The organism is Nitrospirota bacterium (assembly GCA_016235245.1).
Taxonomy (GTDB): Bacteria; Nitrospirota; Thermodesulfovibrionia; order Thermodesulfovibrionales; family UBA6898; genus UBA6898.
Genome location: JACRLO010000001.1, coordinates 87495 through 104432 on the forward strand (window position 1 = coordinate 87495; position 16938 = coordinate 104432).

A 16938-nucleotide genomic window follows, 5' to 3' on the forward strand; every position below is an offset into this window, starting at 1 on the left:
ATACCATGCGTCAGACAGATTGTTCCGGACCATATCCCGTTCGACGGGCAATGAGCACGACAAGCCAGGACAGGGCAATGGCGACTCCAAGAATACCGGCTGAGGCGATAACATTGTTGAGCAGCGCAGGTTTTATCGCCAGGATAGCACCAAGAAAAAGCATCATAAGGCCTGAAATGAGTTTAAGCTTTCGCCCCTGCCACTCGGTAAGTTTCCGTGCGCCGAGCGTTATCGTAAATGCAGCAACAATAATCGACAGGGGGATAATGTAGACAAGGTTATAAAGGCCGAGGTAAAGGTAATAGGTTGCCGGGGAGAGGTTATGCAGTGTCAGGATTCTGGTAAAGACCATCGGGAACCCGGCAGTGCAGAGCAGTTCATAGGTGTTGGCAGCAAGCGCAAGCACCATGGTCCCGCCCAACATTGACGCAAGAGACGTTGATTTGAGCAGATTTCTCATTCTTTCAAATAGCCTCGGCTTTGCACCTTCCGGTATTGAGAGTGAGACCCCTTTTTTAAAGAAGAAAAAGTCCTTGATATTGATCGCTGCTACGATAAGACTTACAACGCCGGCCGTAAGGGTTATGGCAGAGAGATTACCGGCAAGCATGAAGAGGTTAAGCCAGGCTGCCATGAAGAGAAAATAGATCATGCCTGAGAAGAGGACAAACGTGCCGCCGATCATCATCATCCTGACCCGCGAACGTGCATGAACCAGGAGACTCAGAAGAAAGAAGAGTACAAAGAAAGCGCAGGGATTAAAGCTGTCCAATCCCCCCAGTACAACAGTTATCAGCGGCAGCGATACCCTGGATTGATCAATAACCCCCAATAAAGGAAGTTTAATGGTCCTTTCCGTTTCATTTTCCACAGGCTGCGTCAGCCTGTCCGCCGGATCAGCGCATTCGCTTTCAAGACAGCCTATGATGGACTTTTCCATTTCCGTTTTTTCCCTCTCGGAAAAGCCGACAAATACCCTGCGGTCAATGAATGTTACCGGCACGCCGGTTGATTTAATGCCGGCACTCTTCGTCATCCGGGAAAAGAACTGTGCATTTGCAGAATTCTGCCATACCTCATACGATTCAATGACAATTTGCGGATAGCGCTCTTTGATCGCGGCAAGAAATTCCTTTTCATGGGCGCAGTGAGGACATCCGCTACCCCAAAAAAAATAGATCTTGACGGTATTCTGCGGCTGCCGGGTTGTATCCGCAAAAGCGGGCCGCGCGCAGGTAAAGACCAATACCGGCAGCATACACACACATACAAGAAGCAACATATTGCCGCGTATCCGGATCATTGCTTCTCCGGAGTCATGCCAAATCTGTAATCGAGTGCCATGAGAAAAAACGTATAGGCTGTCGGCGCCTGCCTGACTGAGCCAAAGAATGCCCTGGCAGTCTTTGACGCCATCTCGAGGATATCCTGGTCCCCCGTAATACTGCCAAGGCGGAGGAGATTGAAGAGCGCAATGGAATTCCCCGAAGGTATTGCTCCATCATAGACCTCTTTCTGTCGGACAAGCAGTTCCTCGCCGTCATCTGCGGTAAAGAAAAAGCCGCCATGGTTATGGTCCCAAAAATGGTCAATGAAAATCCGGTTAAGCGCGAGGGCTTCCTCAAGATACCGTGCTTCAGAAGTTGCCAGATGAAGCGCGATAAGCCCTGAGATAAAAAAGGCATAGTCGTCTGCAGAAGCAGGAAGTGATGCATCCCCCTGTCGATAACGATGAAGAAGCCTTCCCTCCGGTGTGCGAAGCCGGGCCAGGATAAAATCGGCAGCACGTGATGCAATAACCTTATATTCTGGTTTTTGAAAAACCTCTGCTGCTCTGGCAAAAGCCGTTATCATAAGGCCATTCCAGTCGGTCAGGACCTTGTCATCCTTGCCGGGGGGTATGCGGCCTGCACGATGGGAATACAGACGGGTAAGGGCTGCTTCTATGCGGTCAGCCAGGTCTTTTTCCGCAGCTTCTGTTCCTGCGGTATTCAGATTCTTCTCCCGGTGAAAAATATTTAAACCTGAAGAACTCCCTGATGCCTGCTCTGCAAAATTACCCTCCTTGCTGATATTGAAAAACGCGCAGATGATTTCCGCGTCCTGATGGCCAAGAACCTCGAAAATTTCCTCATGTCTCCAGAGGTAGAATCGACCCTCTTCTCCTTCACTGTCAGCGTCTTCAGCCGAATAAAAGCCGCCCTCAGGAGATGTCATGTCCCGATGGACATAGAGAAGAATATCCTCTGCCGTTTTTCGGTATGCCTCGTTTCCTGTTGTCTGAAAAGCCTCGGTATACGCGATACAGAGCATCGCCTGATCATAGAGCATCTTCTCGAAATGAGGCAGCAGCCAATGAGCATCTGTCGAATAGCGATGGAAACCAAAACCGACATGATCATAGATGCCGCCATCTCTCATGGCATCGAGGGTCTTTGTGACCATCTGCATCGCCTCCCTGTTGCCTGTGCTCCCGGCATATCGCAGGAGGAAAAGCAGAATATGCGGTGTTGGAAACTTGGGGGCCTGGCTGAATCCCCCGTTTTCATGGTCGAACTGATGCCTTAACTGCTCAAAGGCATCGTGAAAAACAGATTCCACCGGCTCTTCCATCGCAACAGGCGCATTTCCACGCCTGAGTCGGTCAATCACTTCTTCGGAAAGCTTCATGAGCTTCGGCAGGTCAGATTCCCATAGGCTTTTCAGGCGCGGGATCATATCAAGCATGCCAATCCTGCCGAAACTGGCCTGCCTGGGGAAATAGGTGCCGGCAAAAAACGGATGTCTGTTGGGGGCCATGATGATGGTAAGAGGCCAGCCTCCGCTGCCCGTCATGAGCTGGCAGACTGTCATGTAGACATTATCTATGTCAGGCCTTTCTTCGCGGTCTACCTTGATGGATACGAAGGTCTCGTTCATCAGTTCCGCCACGCGCTCGTCTTCAAAAGACTCCTTTTCCATGACATGGCACCAGTGGCAGGTTGAATATCCTATCGAAAGAAAGACCGGTTTGTTATCTCTTACTGCTTTATCAAAGGCCTCCGGTCCCCATGGATACCAGTCTACAGGGTTATAGGCATGCTGCAGCAGATAAGGACTTTTTTCAGAGATGAGTCTGTTGGGGTTCATAATACTGATCCGTTGATCTGTTCCGGCTGCACCCGAAGTCCTCCCAGGCGCTCTGCAGGTGTCTGCTACTTGATAAGCAGCTTGCTGGCGAAAAGGGTTTTTCTCATATCATCGATTTTGTTCTGGAGTTCGATGACCTCGTCTTTAAGCTTGCCGTTGCCGGAATGCTGCATGATCTTTGCTTTTTCCAGCAGAAGCACCCCTAACTCGGCAAGCTTGCCCGGCAGTTCTTCAAGAGTTGAAGCGCCTTTGACGTAGTTGCTGCCCCGTAATGTAGCAAGTTCGATCAGTTGCCGAAGGTTCTCGTCCATAAGCTCTCTCCATTATTCTTCCGGTCTGGTTAAAGACTATCAGAATTCAATGCCATGGTCAAATTCTATTTCTAAGAGATTCGGGTATGCTTAAGCCGTGACGGACCTGTCACGTGAGGTATTTGTTCTTTACAAAATCGAGCTCATCTCCTGCGGTATTCAGCCTGCCGGCGAGTCTTTCATACAGAAGTTCATGCAGGATCCTGGAGTAGAGCGGACCTTGAGGCAGCCCCAGCTTTTTCAGATCATTCCCTTTGAGCATTGGCCGGACCTTCTGGAGTTCAACAAGAAAATGGGAGATGTCCCGCTTCTTCCCCGTATCTTTTGTCAAAGACATCGAAAAGAGGACAATTTCCAATTCCTTCCCGCAGAGAAGGTTGTAGAGACTGACCGGATTCTTAGAAGGAAGTCCGGCAATGATCTCCCGCTGCTGTTTCATCCCCTCAAGAATGATGTTCCTGGCCTTGGGCGGCGTTGAGAGCCGGGCAACCGCATCAGCGCGTTCACGGTCATCGAGGTGGGACAGGAGCGTCATAAGATAGAGTATTCCCTTTTCAATCTTCTGGTCGAGATAAAGGAGGTTATACCAGGCAAGGGTCTCGGCAGTGGATTCGAGTTCGGCCTCGAGCTGCTTGTCAAAGACGATCTTCTCATGGATTACTTTCAGCAGACCGTGATCAGACAGCCTCTTCAGGGTAAGTACCGGATTAGTTTCATGCAGTGACAGAAGAAGCTCCTCATACAGGCGTGATCCTGAAAGCCTGGTAAATAGATTCATCTCGATGGCTGATTTCATCAAAAATGCAGTATGCCGGCTCAGCCTGAACCCGAACCGCTCAGAGAAGCGTATTGCACGAAATGCGCGGGTAGGATCTTCCACAAAACTGAGGTTATGAAGGACGCGGATAGTCTTTTCTTTCAGATCTCGCTGACCGCCGAAAAAGTCGATGAGAAGGCCAAAGTCGTTGGAGTTAAGCCTGATGGCAAGAGTGTTGATCGTGAAATCCCTGCGGTACAGGTCTTTTTTAATCGAAGATGATTCTACCTTTGGAAGTGCTGCCGGTGATTCGTAATATTCCGTACGGGCAGTAGCAATATCGATACGCAGTGTGCCCAGCTTGACCTGGGCTGTGCCGAACTTATCATGAGGCTTGACTTTCGCCCCAATCTGCGCTGCAAGGATATTTGCAAAGCCGATACCGTCTCCTTCGACCACAAGATCAATATCAAGATTTTCTTTTCCGAGAAGGAGGTCCCTCACCGATCCTCCGACCAGATACGCACTGAACCCCAAACGTTCGGCAATCGTACCGGAGAGCTTCAGAATACTGAATATCTCTGCGGGGAACCTGTCTCTGAGCCAGGAGGAAAGGTTACGGCTCGAATAATGGATATCAGCGGTTTCATCCCTGTCGATACGCCGTTTTTTCAGAAATTCCTCATAAAGCACCCTGAGCAGGTCCGTCCTTGTGATAGCGCCAGCGATCCTCTGCCCCTCCAACACCGGCATAAATTTCTGATTGTGCTCAATCATCATTGTCTCGATGTCCCTGATTGGGGTATCTGCGGTTACCGTCAGTTTTTCCGTCGAACAGAAATCAGCAATGCGGTTCTTCTTGAAGCCGTGAAAGATCGCTTTTTCTACGGTCTCACGTGATATCAGCCCGGCATATTCACCATCTTTTATTACTGGCAGAACATTGACACCAAACTTGGTCATCGTATCTTCTGCTTCTCTGATCGCACTTTCCCAGGGGATTGTAATGACCGGACTCGTCATAATATCAGCAGCGACTTTACCCGGCTTGATATGGTCTGGAATCCTCCTGAGAACCTCTTCTTCGACGGTCTCCAGGGAATCGCCCTTGATGCTGGCCGATGCAGCCGCATGGTGGCCGCCTCCGCCAAATTCTTTCAAAAGGGCAGCAACATCAAACTCTTTCACCCTGCTGCGGCCGACCAGGATAATCCTCCCCTGCATGCCCAATATCAGAACAACGGCATCGATGTCCTCCAGATCCATGACTTTATGCGCCAGGAGAGCTGCATCGCCGAAATAGGAATCCCGCGAAGTTGTTGAAATCATGACTCGTATACCTTTGATGATCAGTTCCCGTGAAGATTTCAGAAGGTCGTTGAGAATCTCCAGTTCTTCCTTCCCCAAATCGGTCTTCACATATTCCGAGACAATATTGAGGATGGCCCCCCGTTTAATGAGATACGATACGGCGCTCAGATCACGCTCGGTAGTGGAAGGGAAAAGAAAGCATCCCGTTTCCTCGTAGATACCCAGGGCAAGGATGGTTGCCTCCATCGGGTCCGGGTGAAGCCCCTTTTCCTTAAGCAGCTCGGTAAAGATCGTCGCCGTTGCCCCCACGGTTTCTATCCGCTCGTCATTGCTGCGGATGTCACCTTCTTCAACAGGGTGATGGTCAAAGATATGAACCCGAACATTTTTGTTCTTTACGACATCAGAGAATATACCGATCCGGTCCGGCTGTTTGGTATCAACAATGATAAGCCTCGTTATCCCGGAAGGTTCAATGTCCCTGAGCTTCCGGATCTCCACGGGCCGGAAAACCTCTATAAAATCCCGGACCTTGCGCTCCTGTGATCCCGGAAATGCAAGGAAGGCATCCGGGAAGAGCTTCTTCGCCGCAATCATGGATGCAAGTGAGTCGAAATCAGCATTGAGGTGAGAGGTGATAATTTCCACGTGGTTACCGCCAGCGCCGCTGACCGGGAAACGATACGCTAATCGAAAACAATTGCACGGTCTCTGCCACTCTTTTTTGCCTCGTACAGGGCATCATCAGCAGCAGAAATGAGTTCATCGTGGGTTTTGATCCTGGCATTGGGAAAGGCTGAAATGCCGATGCTGACGGTTATGCCGGCCATGTTCCTGAGAATTCTGAACTTGTGGCTCTTGATCGCCGTGCGCATCCTCTCTGCCTCTGCTATGGCCCCTTCAACAGGCGTCTGGGGAAGCATGACGATAAACTCTTCTCCCCCGTAGCGCGCAAGCACATCACTCTTGCGTGTGTGATGTTTCAGCAGCAGGGCAAATTCTTTCAGCACGGCATCGCCGATTTTGTGACCGTAAGAATCGTTTATTTTCTTGAAGAAATCAATATCGAGCATGAGACAGCTTATCGGCAAAGCATACCGCTCCGAACGACTGAACTCCTCAATAATGCGGTGATAAAAATAACGTATATTGTAAATACCGGTCAGGTAGTCAGTGATGGCAAGTTTTTCAAGTCTTGTCTTCTCATCCTCTATCTGTGCGAAAAGAAAGGCATTGTAGAGTGTATTAGCAGATGCATCTGATATCGTCTTCAAGAGCCTGATTTCATTTTCCGTAAACGCATGCTGTTTTCTCGATGTCCTCAGAAACAGGGTACCGATGACCTTCTCCTTAAAGATAATCGGCATAACGAGAATAGAGCGAATGCCCAGAGGGGCCACGATATCCCGTACGGACGACATCAGCGGATCAGAAGTGATATCCCGTATAATGACCGGCTTCTTGTTGATCAGGGCCTCCTCAATCTCCGGATATTTCTTAAGACTGAGCTTGATCGCGATGAGATCCGGCGTCTCGAAGCTGGCCACCACATAGGCATACTTATGGAGCCAGTCAATTCTTACGATCGAGCACCGCGTGACCGGCATGACCTCGGCGATTTTCTTGACGATCAGATATAAGAGTTCTTTGGAATCGAGCGTCGATGAGATGAGCTGCGTAAAGTCGTTAACGATCTGCAGGTTGTAGACCTCCTGCTTCAATGCAATGTTCGCCTCTTTCAGACCGATAATCATCTGGAGCTTGTGATCGAGGTCCTCATCAAGAAACGGTTTGTACATATAAAGACCTGCGTTATGGGCAATAGACGCCTGGATACCCTTTTCTCTGCCGCCTGCAATCATGGTAATAACCGGCGTGTCTGACGTCCGCCCGGAAATAAGGGGCAGAAGCGAATTTTCTGTAATAACTGCAGAGGGAGATTTTGTTGAAAGGGCGTCAAACAGTTCTTCAGCTGAATCACAGTTCAAACAACGGTATTTTCTTGAGCCTCTGAAGAAGGACTCAAGAAAAGTTATAACAGATCTATTTCTTGCAAAAAGCAGTAGGGTCTTTTTTTTCATAACCGCTTATTTTTATGAGTTTTTATTGCCTCTATTATCCCAGTTTTCGTGCTGTCTGTCAAAACAAAAGGAGATGTAACAACTCAGATGTTTAGACGGCAGCCTGTGCTAATAACCTGTTTAGGTTGGCGACTAACTACCTATGCGCACTCCAGAGCGTAAACCGGCAGAACACCCGACGGGTAGTTAGGAGAAGAGCAGTATTGCTTTGCAGATGAGCCAGGCAAGGATTGCACAGGCAGGAAGGGTAATGAGCCATGCCAGAACAATATTGCCTCCAACCCCCCAGCGGACAGCCGAGAGTCTTTTGGAGGCTCCCACGCCCATAATGGTCGAGGAAATAATATGGGTTGTCGAAAGAGGAAGGCCAAAATGTGAGGCAACTTCTATGACGGTCGCAGCAGATGCCTCAGCGGCAAATCCATGAATTGGCTTAAGATTGACAAGCTTTACGCCGAGAGTCTTGATAATCTTCCAGCCTCCAAATGCAGTTCCCAGTCCCATTGCCGTTGCGCAGAGAGCTATGACCCACAGCGGCACATTGAAATCGGGGATTACATGAGCGCTCAGCAGTGCCATGGTGATAATTCCCATAGTTTTTTGGGCATCGTTGTTGCCATGGCTGAAGGCCATGTACGCAGCAGATGCGATCTGAGACCTGTTGAATATTTTCGAGACCAGCGCAGGAGAAGAGCGCCTAAATACCAGGATGAGAAGATGCATAAGAAAAAAACCAAGCACGAGACCTACGACGGGCGACAATAAAAGACCTCCCAGTATCTTATACACGCCTTTTTGGATAATGACCCCTGTCCCTGATGTTGCTATGGCCGCACCCACAAGACTTGAAAGGATCGCGTGACTCGATGATGTCGGAAGACCGAAATACCAGGTAATAAGATCCCATATAATGGCAGACAGGAGCGCTGAAATGACCGTAATCTGGGTGACTGCTGATGCCTCGACAAGCCCTGAGCCGACCATCTTTGCAACCGCAGTGCCGGCAAAGGCCCCGGCGATATTGAGAATAGCTGCCATGGATACGGCAACCTTGGGCGAAAGCACTCGGGTAGAAACAGAGGTTGCGATGGCGTTTGCCGTATCGTGAAAGCCATTAATAAAATCAAAGACCGTTGCGAGGACTATGACGCAGACAAGAAGGGTAATAGAATCATGCATATTTCAGAACAATGGATTCAATAACGTTGGCAACGTCTTCACACTTATCAGAGGCATCTTCAAGATGTTCGTAGATCTCTTTCCACTTGATGATCAGGATCGGGTCCTTGATTTCATCAAACAATTTCCCGAGAGCATCCCGGAAATCCCTGTCAATCCTGTTTTCAAGCCTGTTTATCTCAATACAATATTCCTGGACATGGCTGTAGTTCTTTTCCTTGAGCTTCTGGATAGCCTTATGCATCACCTCTGTTGTTATCAGAAGGTCTTTTGACATGGAAATCGCCTCTTTTGTTGACTCCTTCAGTCTGAAAACTATAATCCGGTCAACCGCTCCCCAGATAAGGTCGAGAACATCATCGAGGCTTGCGACAAGCTCATGCAGGTCCTCCCTGTCGATAGGCGTGATAAAGGTCTTATTCAGCTGTTTCATCACCTCATGAGTCAGGATATCGCCTTCCTGCTCGACCTCATAAATCTCCTTTGCCCTCGCCTCGAGATTGTCGAAATTCTCCATAAGTGATACCAGAAGTCCTGCAGCCTTTGTCAGATTCTGTGACGCGCGGTCAAAGATCTCAAAAAAATCTACTTCTTTAGGAAAAAGTTTCATATATAGCCCTCAGGAAATAGGATATACAAAGGCGAATTAGATGTCAAATATAAAGTCTCTGAAAATAGCAGCACCCGCATTACGAAACCGACAATGTTTTTTGAACCGCCTGCTGAACTGCCTTTCCGGGTATGTTACCCTGTATCTTGACCCTTCCTATCTGCTCAGGGAGAATAAACTTCACGTCACCGGAAACGGTTTTTTTGTCCAGTTTCATGGCGTCAAAGAACGCGGAGAGGTCGATGCCGGCAGGTATTTCGGTCGGAAGGCCGAATATTTTTATGAGGTGCTGTATTCTTGAGACCTCCTCGCTGCTTATAAGACCGACTTCATGGGCGATCATGGCCTCAACATGCATTCCGATGCCAACTGCTTCGCCGTGGAGGAACGTGGTATATCCCGTAGCAGTCTCGATTGCATGCCCAATGGTATGACCGAAATTCAATATGGCCCTGAGACCTGACTCGCGCTCATCGCGTGATACGACATCAGCCTTGATTTCACAGGAGCGTCTGATAATATGGATAAGGTCGTCAGGGTTAAGGCTCAGGAGGGTTTCCCGTTTCTTCTCAAGAAAATCAAAAAAAGTGCTGTCCCAAATGATGCCATACTTGATAATTTCGGCCATTCCGGCGAGGAAATTTCTCCGCGAAAGCGTATGGAGTGTGCTGATGTCAACCCAGACAAGCCTCGGCTGCCAGAACGTCCCAATCATATTTTTCCCGAGGGCATGATTGACGCCTGTCTTTCCGCCTACGGAGCTGTCAACCTGCGCCAGAAGCGTAGTAGGCACCTGGATGAAATCAATCCCTCTCATATAGGTTGAGGCTGCATATCCGGCAATGTCGCCGATGACTCCGCCGCCAAGCGCTATCACGACCGAGCGTCTGTCGAATCGCATCCTGAGCAGCTGTTCATAAATCCGCTCTACCGACAAGAGGTTTTTGTATTCCTCTCCGTCAGGAAGAATGATCTCGATGATTTCAAAGCCGGAGCCTGTGAGTGAAGCTGCCAGTGCTTTACCATAAAGATCATAGACAGTCGGATTGCTCACAATTGCAGCCTTTTTGCTGAAATCAAAGCGTTCGAGACTTTTCCCAAGATCCTTCAGGATGCCGCTGCCTGTGGCAATGGTATAGCTTCTTTCTCCCAGCTCTACCCGTATCTTGTTCATGACATTTTTCCTATTATTTCGCCAGCAATCTCAAGAGGTGTCTTGCCTTCCGTATCAATCATTATTCCCGCCTTCTCATAAAATGGCTGTCTCGCTGCTAACAGTTCTGATATTCTCAGCAGCCTGTCTTCACTCTGCAGAAGAGGCCGATCACTATTGCCGGCAGTACGAAGCATAATTGTCTCGGGGCCTGCGGTGAGGCAGAAGATACGGCCATGGGCCCTCAGCGCATTCAGGTTTTCCTCCCTCAAAACAGCTCCCCCTCCTGTAGATATAATAATGCCCTGCTCTGACGCAACCTGCAGGATGGCTGCAGTCTCGATCTGCCGGAAATACTCTTCTCCGTTACAGGAAAAAATCTCAGGAATGGTTTTCTGCTGCGAGGCTTCAAGCTCCCGGTCTATATCGACGAGCCTCATGCCGCACAGCCGGGCCAGCTCCCTGGCAACAGCACTTTTCCCTGTCCCCATAAATCCAGTCAATACGATATTTGTCAACATAACCCAGTCTGAAACATGCCCGTCAGAATTTCCGGATATATGATCGGTAGCTCTTATAATTGCGCGAAATCTCTTCCTTGCTGTCACCACCGAATTTCTCGAGAAAAGCATTCGCAATAGTGAGGGCAACCATGGCTTCGCCCACCACAGCAGCCGCAGGCACAGCGCAGACGTCTGAACGCTCGTATGCTGCCGCAAGGGGACGTTTCGTTACAATGTCCACGGATGCAAGAGGCTTCCTCAGGGTCGGAATCGGTTTCATGGCTGCAGTCAGGGTGACTGGCATTCCGTTGGTCATCCCCCCTTCGATGCCGCCGGCATGATTTGTTTTTCTGAAAAAAGGCATTACTTCTGGGTCTGTTGATTTCCGGTAATATATTTCGTCCATCACTTCCGAACCGGGCAGTCCGCCCATGGCAAAGCCGCTGCCGATTTCAACGCCTTTTATCGCCTGAATGCTCATGAGCGCCTGTGCCAGCCGGCCATCAAGCTTCCTGTCCCACTGAATATGACTGCCTAACCCCATCGGCAGGCCTGTGGCAAAGACCGTAAACAGGCCGCCAAGCGAATAGCCATTTTTAATGGCCTTGTCAATAGCTGCAATCATTTTGCCTGATGCGACGGTATCAGGGCATCTGACCGATGATTTTTCTGCCAGTTTGAATAGGGCCAACAGCTGTTTTTCTGTTGCACATGCCGGTTTCTTAACGCCGGCAGCTCCGATCTGAATCACGTAGCTTCCGACCGTTATGTCAAAAACCGAAAGTATTCTCTTGGCAATAGCGCCCAGTGCCACCCGCATGGCAGTTTCTCTGGCGCTCGATCGCTCCAGAATATCCCGCATATCTTTCGTATTATATTTTACGGACCCGGCAAGATCTGCATGGCCCGGTCGAGGTTTGGTAACCGGAGGGATGGAAAGAGCATCCGTTTCGTATTCGGACATGCCCTTCTGCCAATTATCCCAGTCCTTATTGACAATCTGCAGCGCGATCGGGGCACCCAAGGTCTTGCCCCATCGTACGCCCGAAATAATTTCTCCGTGGTCCGTCTCGATCTTCATCCTGCCGCCGCGGCCATATCCGCCCTGCCGCCGCTTCAGGTCCCGGTCAATATCGTCCGAGGAGAGGGAAAATCCTGAAGGGATTCCATCAATAATCCCTGTAAGGGCCTTCCCGTGCGACTCGCCTGATGTAAGAAATCTCAGATGCGCCATGCTCTCCGTTTATACCTCTCTTTCCTGATAACGACTTTATTCTGTCACTATGTTATTGAAATCATAAGAGTAAAGTAAATAGAAGTCTTATGTACTGTCTGGGCCCTGTATGGCAAAATATGACACGAGAAGTTTATGGGATAATGGACCGTTTTCCTCATCTTCATGAATTGAGTGTCATTTTATATTGCCCGGGTGAAACTTTATAGCGCTCGAGCGGCAGGAGCATAAAATCGTTCCAGTCGCTGGGGAAAAGTTCAAGCGTAAGGCTCCTCTGACCGCCGAGTATCTCGCCGGAGAGCCTTGCATATCCTTTGCCTCCCTCAAAGGCAAGAGACCTGACCGTTATCCTGTCACCTTCAACGGACAGGGCGCCTTTGCCCTTCTCAAAAAGGTTCGGCGGCAGATCGAACCCCGACACAGAAAGCTTTTTCCAGCTGATCTGTTCAGCCTTGACTTCAATATCGGCTTTTCTGCCTGATACGGTCACTCTGCCGGAAATCGGCGCAGTGAAAGAAACCTCTGCAGGCACGATCAACGCTGCGGTATCAAAGGGGACGTCGTGAAAGCTAGCCTCTCCTTTGACACTGCCGTCAAGGCCCGCAGACAAAACAGCCGTTATCTCTTTTGAATGTACGTCTATCCCTATACGCCCGAAAATGAGCGGCAGGAGGTGAATATCGAGTGTCGCCTCATCGAGCAGCAACAGCCTCGCGCCCTCCTTGCCGGCAAAGGATGCATTCGTGAAATGGTACCCTGTCAGAAAGTTACCGCCTGACTTGCCGGCACTCAACACCACTGCCTGCTGAGCATCGTTAAACTTCGATATGATCTGCAAAGGCGTAAGAAAAAAGAAGAACGTAAGAAAGACCGTCAGTATTACGGCGGCCAGGACAACGACGATCTTTTTCATGTGATGTGAGAAACCAGGAGACTGATATTGAGCAGGGTCGGATTTTCAAAGCTGACCGCAATCGAGCACTTTTTTACCTTCACCAGCACGCCGGCGTTTAATATCCGGTATATGAAGTTAACTGATGTATTGATGTCTACGCCCTCGATCTTAAGCTCATAATCGTCTCCTTTGAACCGGGCATCCTCTCTGTGCGTAATAAAATGTATCTTTTTCAGGTTCTTTGAAAGTCCGCATTCGGTTGCGATCTTTTCGGTCTCTGATACAAAATTTTTGTTCTTGCTCTCTTCAACCCTTGCCTTCAGGGCCTTTGTCTCTTCCGACATGGAAATAAGTCCGGCCCTGTTGCCGCTCATCTCGGCATACACGGACTCCATCAGCGCAAGCCTTTTCAGGGCACCGTTCACCCCTGCATGAAGGAAAAGAACTGCAATAAACAGCAAGGCAAGGGCTCCGGCAGCAACAAGCAGCTTTTTCTTATCATTATTCATGGATTGTCACCTCTAATGCAAACCCGGATTTACCGTCCGGCATGTTCTTCGTCTCGAGGAGCTGAACCTCGCCGAAACTTTTTTTCAGGGTGTTTCTGAATTGGTCTGCGGAAGCGTAGTCTGCAGCGTCTCCCTTAAGCAGGACCTTGTTGCCATCCATAGTGATCTCTTTCACTCTGACCCCTTCCCGCGAACTCTCCGATACCGACCTGAGGGTCCCGAGCACCTCAATCCCCTTGAAGGCCCGGTAGTTCTGCTTCAGTTCGGTCAGTTTCGACTGAACGCCGTAATACAGGTCAGACGGCATCTTCTGGTTCGGGAACAGGCTGGCGTATACAGAAGACACTTCTTTGGTTATCCTGGATTCTTTCTTCAGAACAAGGAAATACCTGACCGAGAGTCCAGCCGTAAATACCAGCAGGACAGCTGCTGCATACAGAAATAACGTCCGGTAAACGTTCATCGCCTTTCTCTTGTTTTTTTCTCCGGTGAGACCCGAAGGCGCAAGGTTAAGCGCTGTCTTATAGAAAAGTCCTGCATCAGCGCAATATTCAGAAAGCCTGTTGTCCCATACAGGAGAAAGTGTGGTAAGGTTCAGTCCGGCCTTTACAAATGGGGCTATATATTTTTCTGCGGCCTCCTTTTTCAAGGCAAACACAATCCCTTCGGTGCCATTTTCAGCAGTCGCGAGAGGGTAAAAATCGAACAGAAGCTCCGAAGAAGGAGACAGAAAAAGACCTTCCATCTCAAAGGGAAGAATCTCTCTTATTTTGTCGCCTTCCAGATGAGGCAGAACGCACTTGCGCATCGAGAAAGCGTCAAGGCCGATATAAAGCCTGATGTCCCTGTTCCTTTGCAGTGACGGCAGAAGATCTTCGATCTTTTCTGCCGCATCAGAGGACCGTTTCGCCTCCTCGTCATACAGGCGGAACCCGCCGTTTTCCTCATAGAGACATAAAGCCATTATTGTTCCCTCCAGTATTTTAGGACTGCCCTGCCCCCGCCCAGATCAAAACCGGCCTCCGCAGTCTCTATCAAGTCATTGCGCTCTGCCTTTACGGTCACATTATAGCTGGTACTTTTCACCGTTATGAGATCTGATATATGATAGCCGATCTTTTCCATGCCAGGTACATTTAGCAGGTCGGCCGTCTTTATAAAGGGTTTGCTTTCCCTTACTTCAATGATTCTTCTTGCCAGCGTATCAGTCATCTCCGGGTGAAGGGACTTCAAGAGAGGCAGGTCGGCCGTATTTATATTTATCATCACCCTTTCGCTTCCGAAAACCGTAATGTAAGGCTCAACAGCCTTCAAAACATCGTCTGGAAAGATATAGCTCAACTCCGACAAAGAAAAGAGCAACTGATTCTTGGCACGGTCCTCGCCGCCCGGCACCCTCGGAATGTTATCAGCATCGATGAAGTCCGCAAGTCTGTCGGCATACTCTTCGCTGATCTTGAGTTCCCGCAGAAGCCTTCTGAAGATATTGCAGCTGGTTTCGCTCAGAACCGGATTCCCTGAACCGAGCAGATTCACATTGAACTTGCTGTTATTGTCTTCCAGAAAGAGCCCGACAGTCGTATCTTCAATCTTCTCTTCAAAAGAGATGACTCTCTGGTCACTGAAATTGGTCTGTGATAACAGTTCAGCAGCCTTTTCTGCCGTAAGGATATAGGCTGACTTAACCAGCAGTGACATCCTTTCAGACTCATTGAAATTATTGGCCGTATTTACATATCCATACACTGTCCCGGCAAAATGAATTACCGCAGCCGTAGTGACTGCCAGTATCAGCAGTACGATAACAAGGACATAGCCTTTTCTAGAGCGCATCGTTCAGCATGAGAGAGCATATCTGGGAATATGTCTCGCCCTCTTTGCCTCCTTTCAGCAGGAGTGATAACTTCACGTCTTTCGGGACCTTCTTAAGCTTTGTCGAATCATATACTTTATCGTATCCCTCATCCAGCACCTGTGCACTGAAGCCCTCAACATCTTTGAGAACGGTTATTTTTATCGGTTGTCCGCCCTTTACTACATCCGCAACCGTCTTTAGGATATTCAGCCTGCCCTCCTTGTCTTCCACCACCTCATAACTGATCACCTTCAGCCCGTCCCTGAAAAAGCAGGTGAAGGTGAGCCGTGAAGCAGGCTTGCCGTAGAAGTCCTTCTCTTCGATCTTAATGCCCGTATAATCCGTATTTCTGGCATAGTATATACTCTCAACCTCTTTCCTGATCATGCTTAAGAGGTTAAAGGCCTGCTCCTTCTCCTGCATCTTTTCGTATACGCCTGCCGTGCCTTTTTTTACCGTAAACAGAAGCGTGTAGGCCGACCCGATGACCACTGCGGCTATGGCAAGCGCCACGAGTATCTCGATCAGCGTGAAGCCGCTTTTATTGCCAGCCTCCATATCATTTCCTCATGTAAACAAGGAGCGATGCCTCATCCCTGCCGGACCTGGCCATTGAGGTGACCTTCTTCAGGTGATATTGCGCATCTTCCGTCTTTATCTCGTATTCTATACCGTCTTTTGTGCCGGTCAGTTCTATGAGTTTTCCGGTCCTGTAAAGGTAGAGGTTTTCCTTTGCCCGAAGCACAAGCCTAAGGCTGTCTTTCTTCCTGCCAAAGACATCGATATGATAGGAAAATGAGGTAAGCACCACCAGAAATACCCCGCTCACAATCGCAAGAGAGACCAGGACCTCGATAAGGGTGAACCCCTTCATCTTACTCATCGAACTTCCTTTTGCCTTCCTCAATCTCGACTTCACCAGAGAGGTTATTCAGTATGATAGACGTCTCTCTCCCATTTTTCGTGAGATAAAACGCAATGAGTTCTTCCTGTATCGAAGGGCTGAAGGTGACGATTACCTGGCCTTCTTTTACGGTTCCTTTCGAGGGGATAAAAACCTCCCATATCTCGCCCTCGTTCATATCGATAATCCTGGGCTTATCTTTTGCCTCGCCCCTTGCACCACGTACCCTGAACTGGCGTTCTTTGAAGTCGATCGTAAAGAATATCTCTTTTTTTGTAGCAACAGCCTCATTCCTGAGCTTTCTGAGGGTCGAGGCAAGCGCAGCGTTATCGTCCTTTACCAGTCCGCCCCAGACGCTCGGGAATGATATAAAGGCAAGCGTCGTGATTATGAACAGGACAACAAGCAGTTCTAACAGGGTAAACCCTCTCATACACAGTCACCTTCAGACACTGCCGGCGTTGGCTTCGCAGTCAACTCCTTAATTCCTCATATCCGGCCGTATGC

The 16938-nt window shown here is 49.2% G+C and carries 17 protein-coding genes; all 17 read right to left on the reverse strand.

Features of this window, described 5'->3' with window-relative positions:
- Positions 1–10 precede the first annotated feature (10 nt).
- The 17 genes from HZB31_00420 to HZB31_00500 all read right to left on the reverse strand — a co-directional run bounded on the left by HZB31_00420 (position 11) and on the right by HZB31_00500 (position 16864).
- On the reverse strand, positions 11–1303 hold the full coding sequence (locus HZB31_00420) for a hypothetical protein (protein MBI5846418.1): 1293 nt from the start codon (positions 1301–1303) through the stop codon (positions 11–13).
- Positions 1300–3129 (reverse strand): thioredoxin domain-containing protein, encoded by a 1830-nt coding sequence (locus HZB31_00425; protein MBI5846419.1) that lies wholly within the window; start codon positions 3127–3129, stop codon positions 1300–1302. The genes HZB31_00420 and HZB31_00425 overlap by 4 nt, the downstream gene beginning before the upstream one ends.
- Before the next feature lie 65 nt (positions 3130–3194).
- Positions 3195–3440 carry a hypothetical protein gene (locus HZB31_00430; protein ID MBI5846420.1) on the reverse strand — a complete coding sequence of 82 codons (246 nt, stop codon included), beginning with the start codon at positions 3438–3440 and terminating at the stop codon, positions 3195–3197.
- Between the two features lie 109 nt (positions 3441–3549).
- Entirely contained in the window at positions 3550–6156 is a 2607-nt protein-coding gene (locus HZB31_00435) for a CBS domain-containing protein (GenBank protein MBI5846421.1), read from the reverse strand.
- Positions 6157–6194: 38 nt separating this feature from the next.
- Entirely contained in the window at positions 6195–7589 is a 1395-nt protein-coding gene (locus tag HZB31_00440) for a diguanylate cyclase (protein ID MBI5846422.1), read from the reverse strand.
- Between the two features lie 186 nt (positions 7590–7775).
- Positions 7776–8768, reverse strand: a complete 993-nt coding sequence (locus HZB31_00445; protein MBI5846423.1) for an inorganic phosphate transporter — start codon at positions 8766–8768, stop codon at positions 7776–7778.
- Entirely contained in the window at positions 8761–9378 is a 618-nt protein-coding gene (locus HZB31_00450; protein MBI5846424.1) for a DUF47 domain-containing protein, read from the reverse strand. Before HZB31_00450 ends, HZB31_00445 begins: the two co-directional genes overlap by 8 nt.
- A gap of 79 nt (positions 9379–9457) precedes the next feature.
- Entirely contained in the window at positions 9458–10552 is a 1095-nt protein-coding gene (locus HZB31_00455) for a 3-dehydroquinate synthase (protein MBI5846425.1), read from the reverse strand.
- Positions 10549–11052 (reverse strand): shikimate kinase, encoded by a 504-nt coding sequence (locus HZB31_00460; protein MBI5846426.1) that lies wholly within the window; start codon positions 11050–11052, stop codon positions 10549–10551. Before HZB31_00460 ends, HZB31_00455 begins: the two co-directional genes overlap by 4 nt.
- A 22-nt stretch (positions 11053–11074) precedes the next feature.
- Positions 11075–12268: a chorismate synthase gene (gene aroC / locus HZB31_00465; protein ID MBI5846427.1), complete on the reverse strand. Its 1194-nt coding sequence runs from the start codon at positions 12266–12268 to the stop codon at positions 11075–11077.
- A 163-nt stretch (positions 12269–12431) separates the two neighbouring features.
- Positions 12432–13181 carry a type II secretion system protein GspN gene (gspN, locus tag HZB31_00470; GenBank protein ID MBI5846428.1) on the reverse strand — a complete coding sequence of 250 codons (750 nt, stop codon included), beginning with the start codon at positions 13179–13181 and terminating at the stop codon, positions 12432–12434.
- Positions 13178–13672, reverse strand: coding sequence for a hypothetical protein (locus tag HZB31_00475; GenBank protein ID MBI5846429.1), 495 nt, complete (start codon positions 13670–13672; stop codon positions 13178–13180). The genes gspN and HZB31_00475 overlap by 4 nt, the downstream gene beginning before the upstream one ends.
- Entirely contained in the window at positions 13665–14636 is a 972-nt protein-coding gene (locus HZB31_00480) for a hypothetical protein (protein MBI5846430.1), read from the reverse strand. The genes HZB31_00475 and HZB31_00480 overlap by 8 nt, the downstream gene beginning before the upstream one ends.
- A complete protein-coding gene (locus HZB31_00485; GenBank protein MBI5846431.1) occupies positions 14636–15505 on the reverse strand; it encodes a general secretion pathway protein GspK in 870 nt (289 codons plus the stop codon). Before HZB31_00485 ends, HZB31_00480 begins: the two co-directional genes overlap by 1 nt.
- Entirely contained in the window at positions 15495–16085 is a 591-nt protein-coding gene (locus tag HZB31_00490; protein MBI5846432.1) for a prepilin-type N-terminal cleavage/methylation domain-containing protein, read from the reverse strand. The genes HZB31_00485 and HZB31_00490 overlap by 11 nt, the downstream gene beginning before the upstream one ends.
- 1 nt (position 16086) lies before the next feature.
- The gene (locus HZB31_00495) at positions 16087–16410 is read right to left on the reverse strand and encodes a type II secretion system protein (GenBank protein MBI5846433.1); all 324 of its coding nucleotides are present in this window, start codon (positions 16408–16410) and stop codon (positions 16087–16089) included.
- Complete coding sequence (locus HZB31_00500; protein ID MBI5846434.1) at positions 16403–16864, reverse strand: prepilin-type N-terminal cleavage/methylation domain-containing protein; 462 nt, start codon at positions 16862–16864, stop codon at positions 16403–16405. Before HZB31_00500 ends, HZB31_00495 begins: the two co-directional genes overlap by 8 nt.
- Positions 16865–16938: the final 74 nt, after the last annotated feature.

Bases quoted from the DNA above. Each gene is read 5' to 3' on its own strand.
- HZB31_00485 (MBI5846431.1), bottom strand. From the start codon at position 15,505: ATGCGCTCTAGAAAAGGCTATGTCCTTGTTATCGTACTGCTGATACTG.
- HZB31_00475 (MBI5846429.1), bottom strand. From the start codon at position 13,672: ATGAATAATGATAAGAAAAAGCTGCTTGTTGCTGCCGGAGCCCTTGCC.
- HZB31_00430 (MBI5846420.1), bottom strand. From the start codon at position 3,440: ATGGACGAGAACCTTCGGCAACTGATCGAACTTGCTACATTACGGGGC.
- HZB31_00490 (MBI5846432.1), bottom strand. From the start codon at position 16,085: ATGGAGGCTGGCAATAAAAGCGGCTTCACGCTGATCGAGATACTCGTG.
- HZB31_00445 (MBI5846423.1), bottom strand. From the start codon at position 8,768: ATGCATGATTCTATTACCCTTCTTGTCTGCGTCATAGTCCTCGCAACG.
- aroC (MBI5846427.1), bottom strand. From the start codon at position 12,268: ATGGCGCATCTGAGATTTCTTACATCAGGCGAGTCGCACGGGAAGGCC.
- HZB31_00425 (MBI5846419.1), bottom strand. From the start codon at position 3,129: ATGAACCCCAACAGACTCATCTCTGAAAAAAGTCCTTATCTGCTGCAG.
- HZB31_00450 (MBI5846424.1), bottom strand. From the start codon at position 9,378: ATGAAACTTTTTCCTAAAGAAGTAGATTTTTTTGAGATCTTTGACCGC.
- HZB31_00495 (MBI5846433.1), bottom strand. From the start codon at position 16,410: ATGAGTAAGATGAAGGGGTTCACCCTTATCGAGGTCCTGGTCTCTCTT.
- HZB31_00420 (MBI5846418.1), bottom strand. From the start codon at position 1,303: ATGATCCGGATACGCGGCAATATGTTGCTTCTTGTATGTGTGTGTATG.
- HZB31_00480 (MBI5846430.1), bottom strand. From the start codon at position 14,636: ATGGCTTTATGTCTCTATGAGGAAAACGGCGGGTTCCGCCTGTATGAC.
- HZB31_00455 (MBI5846425.1), bottom strand. From the start codon at position 10,552: ATGAACAAGATACGGGTAGAGCTGGGAGAAAGAAGCTATACCATTGCC.
- HZB31_00460 (MBI5846426.1), bottom strand. From the start codon at position 11,052: ATGTTGACAAATATCGTATTGACTGGATTTATGGGGACAGGGAAAAGT.
- HZB31_00440 (MBI5846422.1), bottom strand. From the start codon at position 7,589: ATGAAAAAAAAGACCCTACTGCTTTTTGCAAGAAATAGATCTGTTATA.
- gspN (MBI5846428.1), bottom strand. From the start codon at position 13,181: ATGAAAAAGATCGTCGTTGTCCTGGCCGCCGTAATACTGACGGTCTTT.
- HZB31_00500 (MBI5846434.1), bottom strand. From the start codon at position 16,864: ATGAGAGGGTTTACCCTGTTAGAACTGCTTGTTGTCCTGTTCATAATC.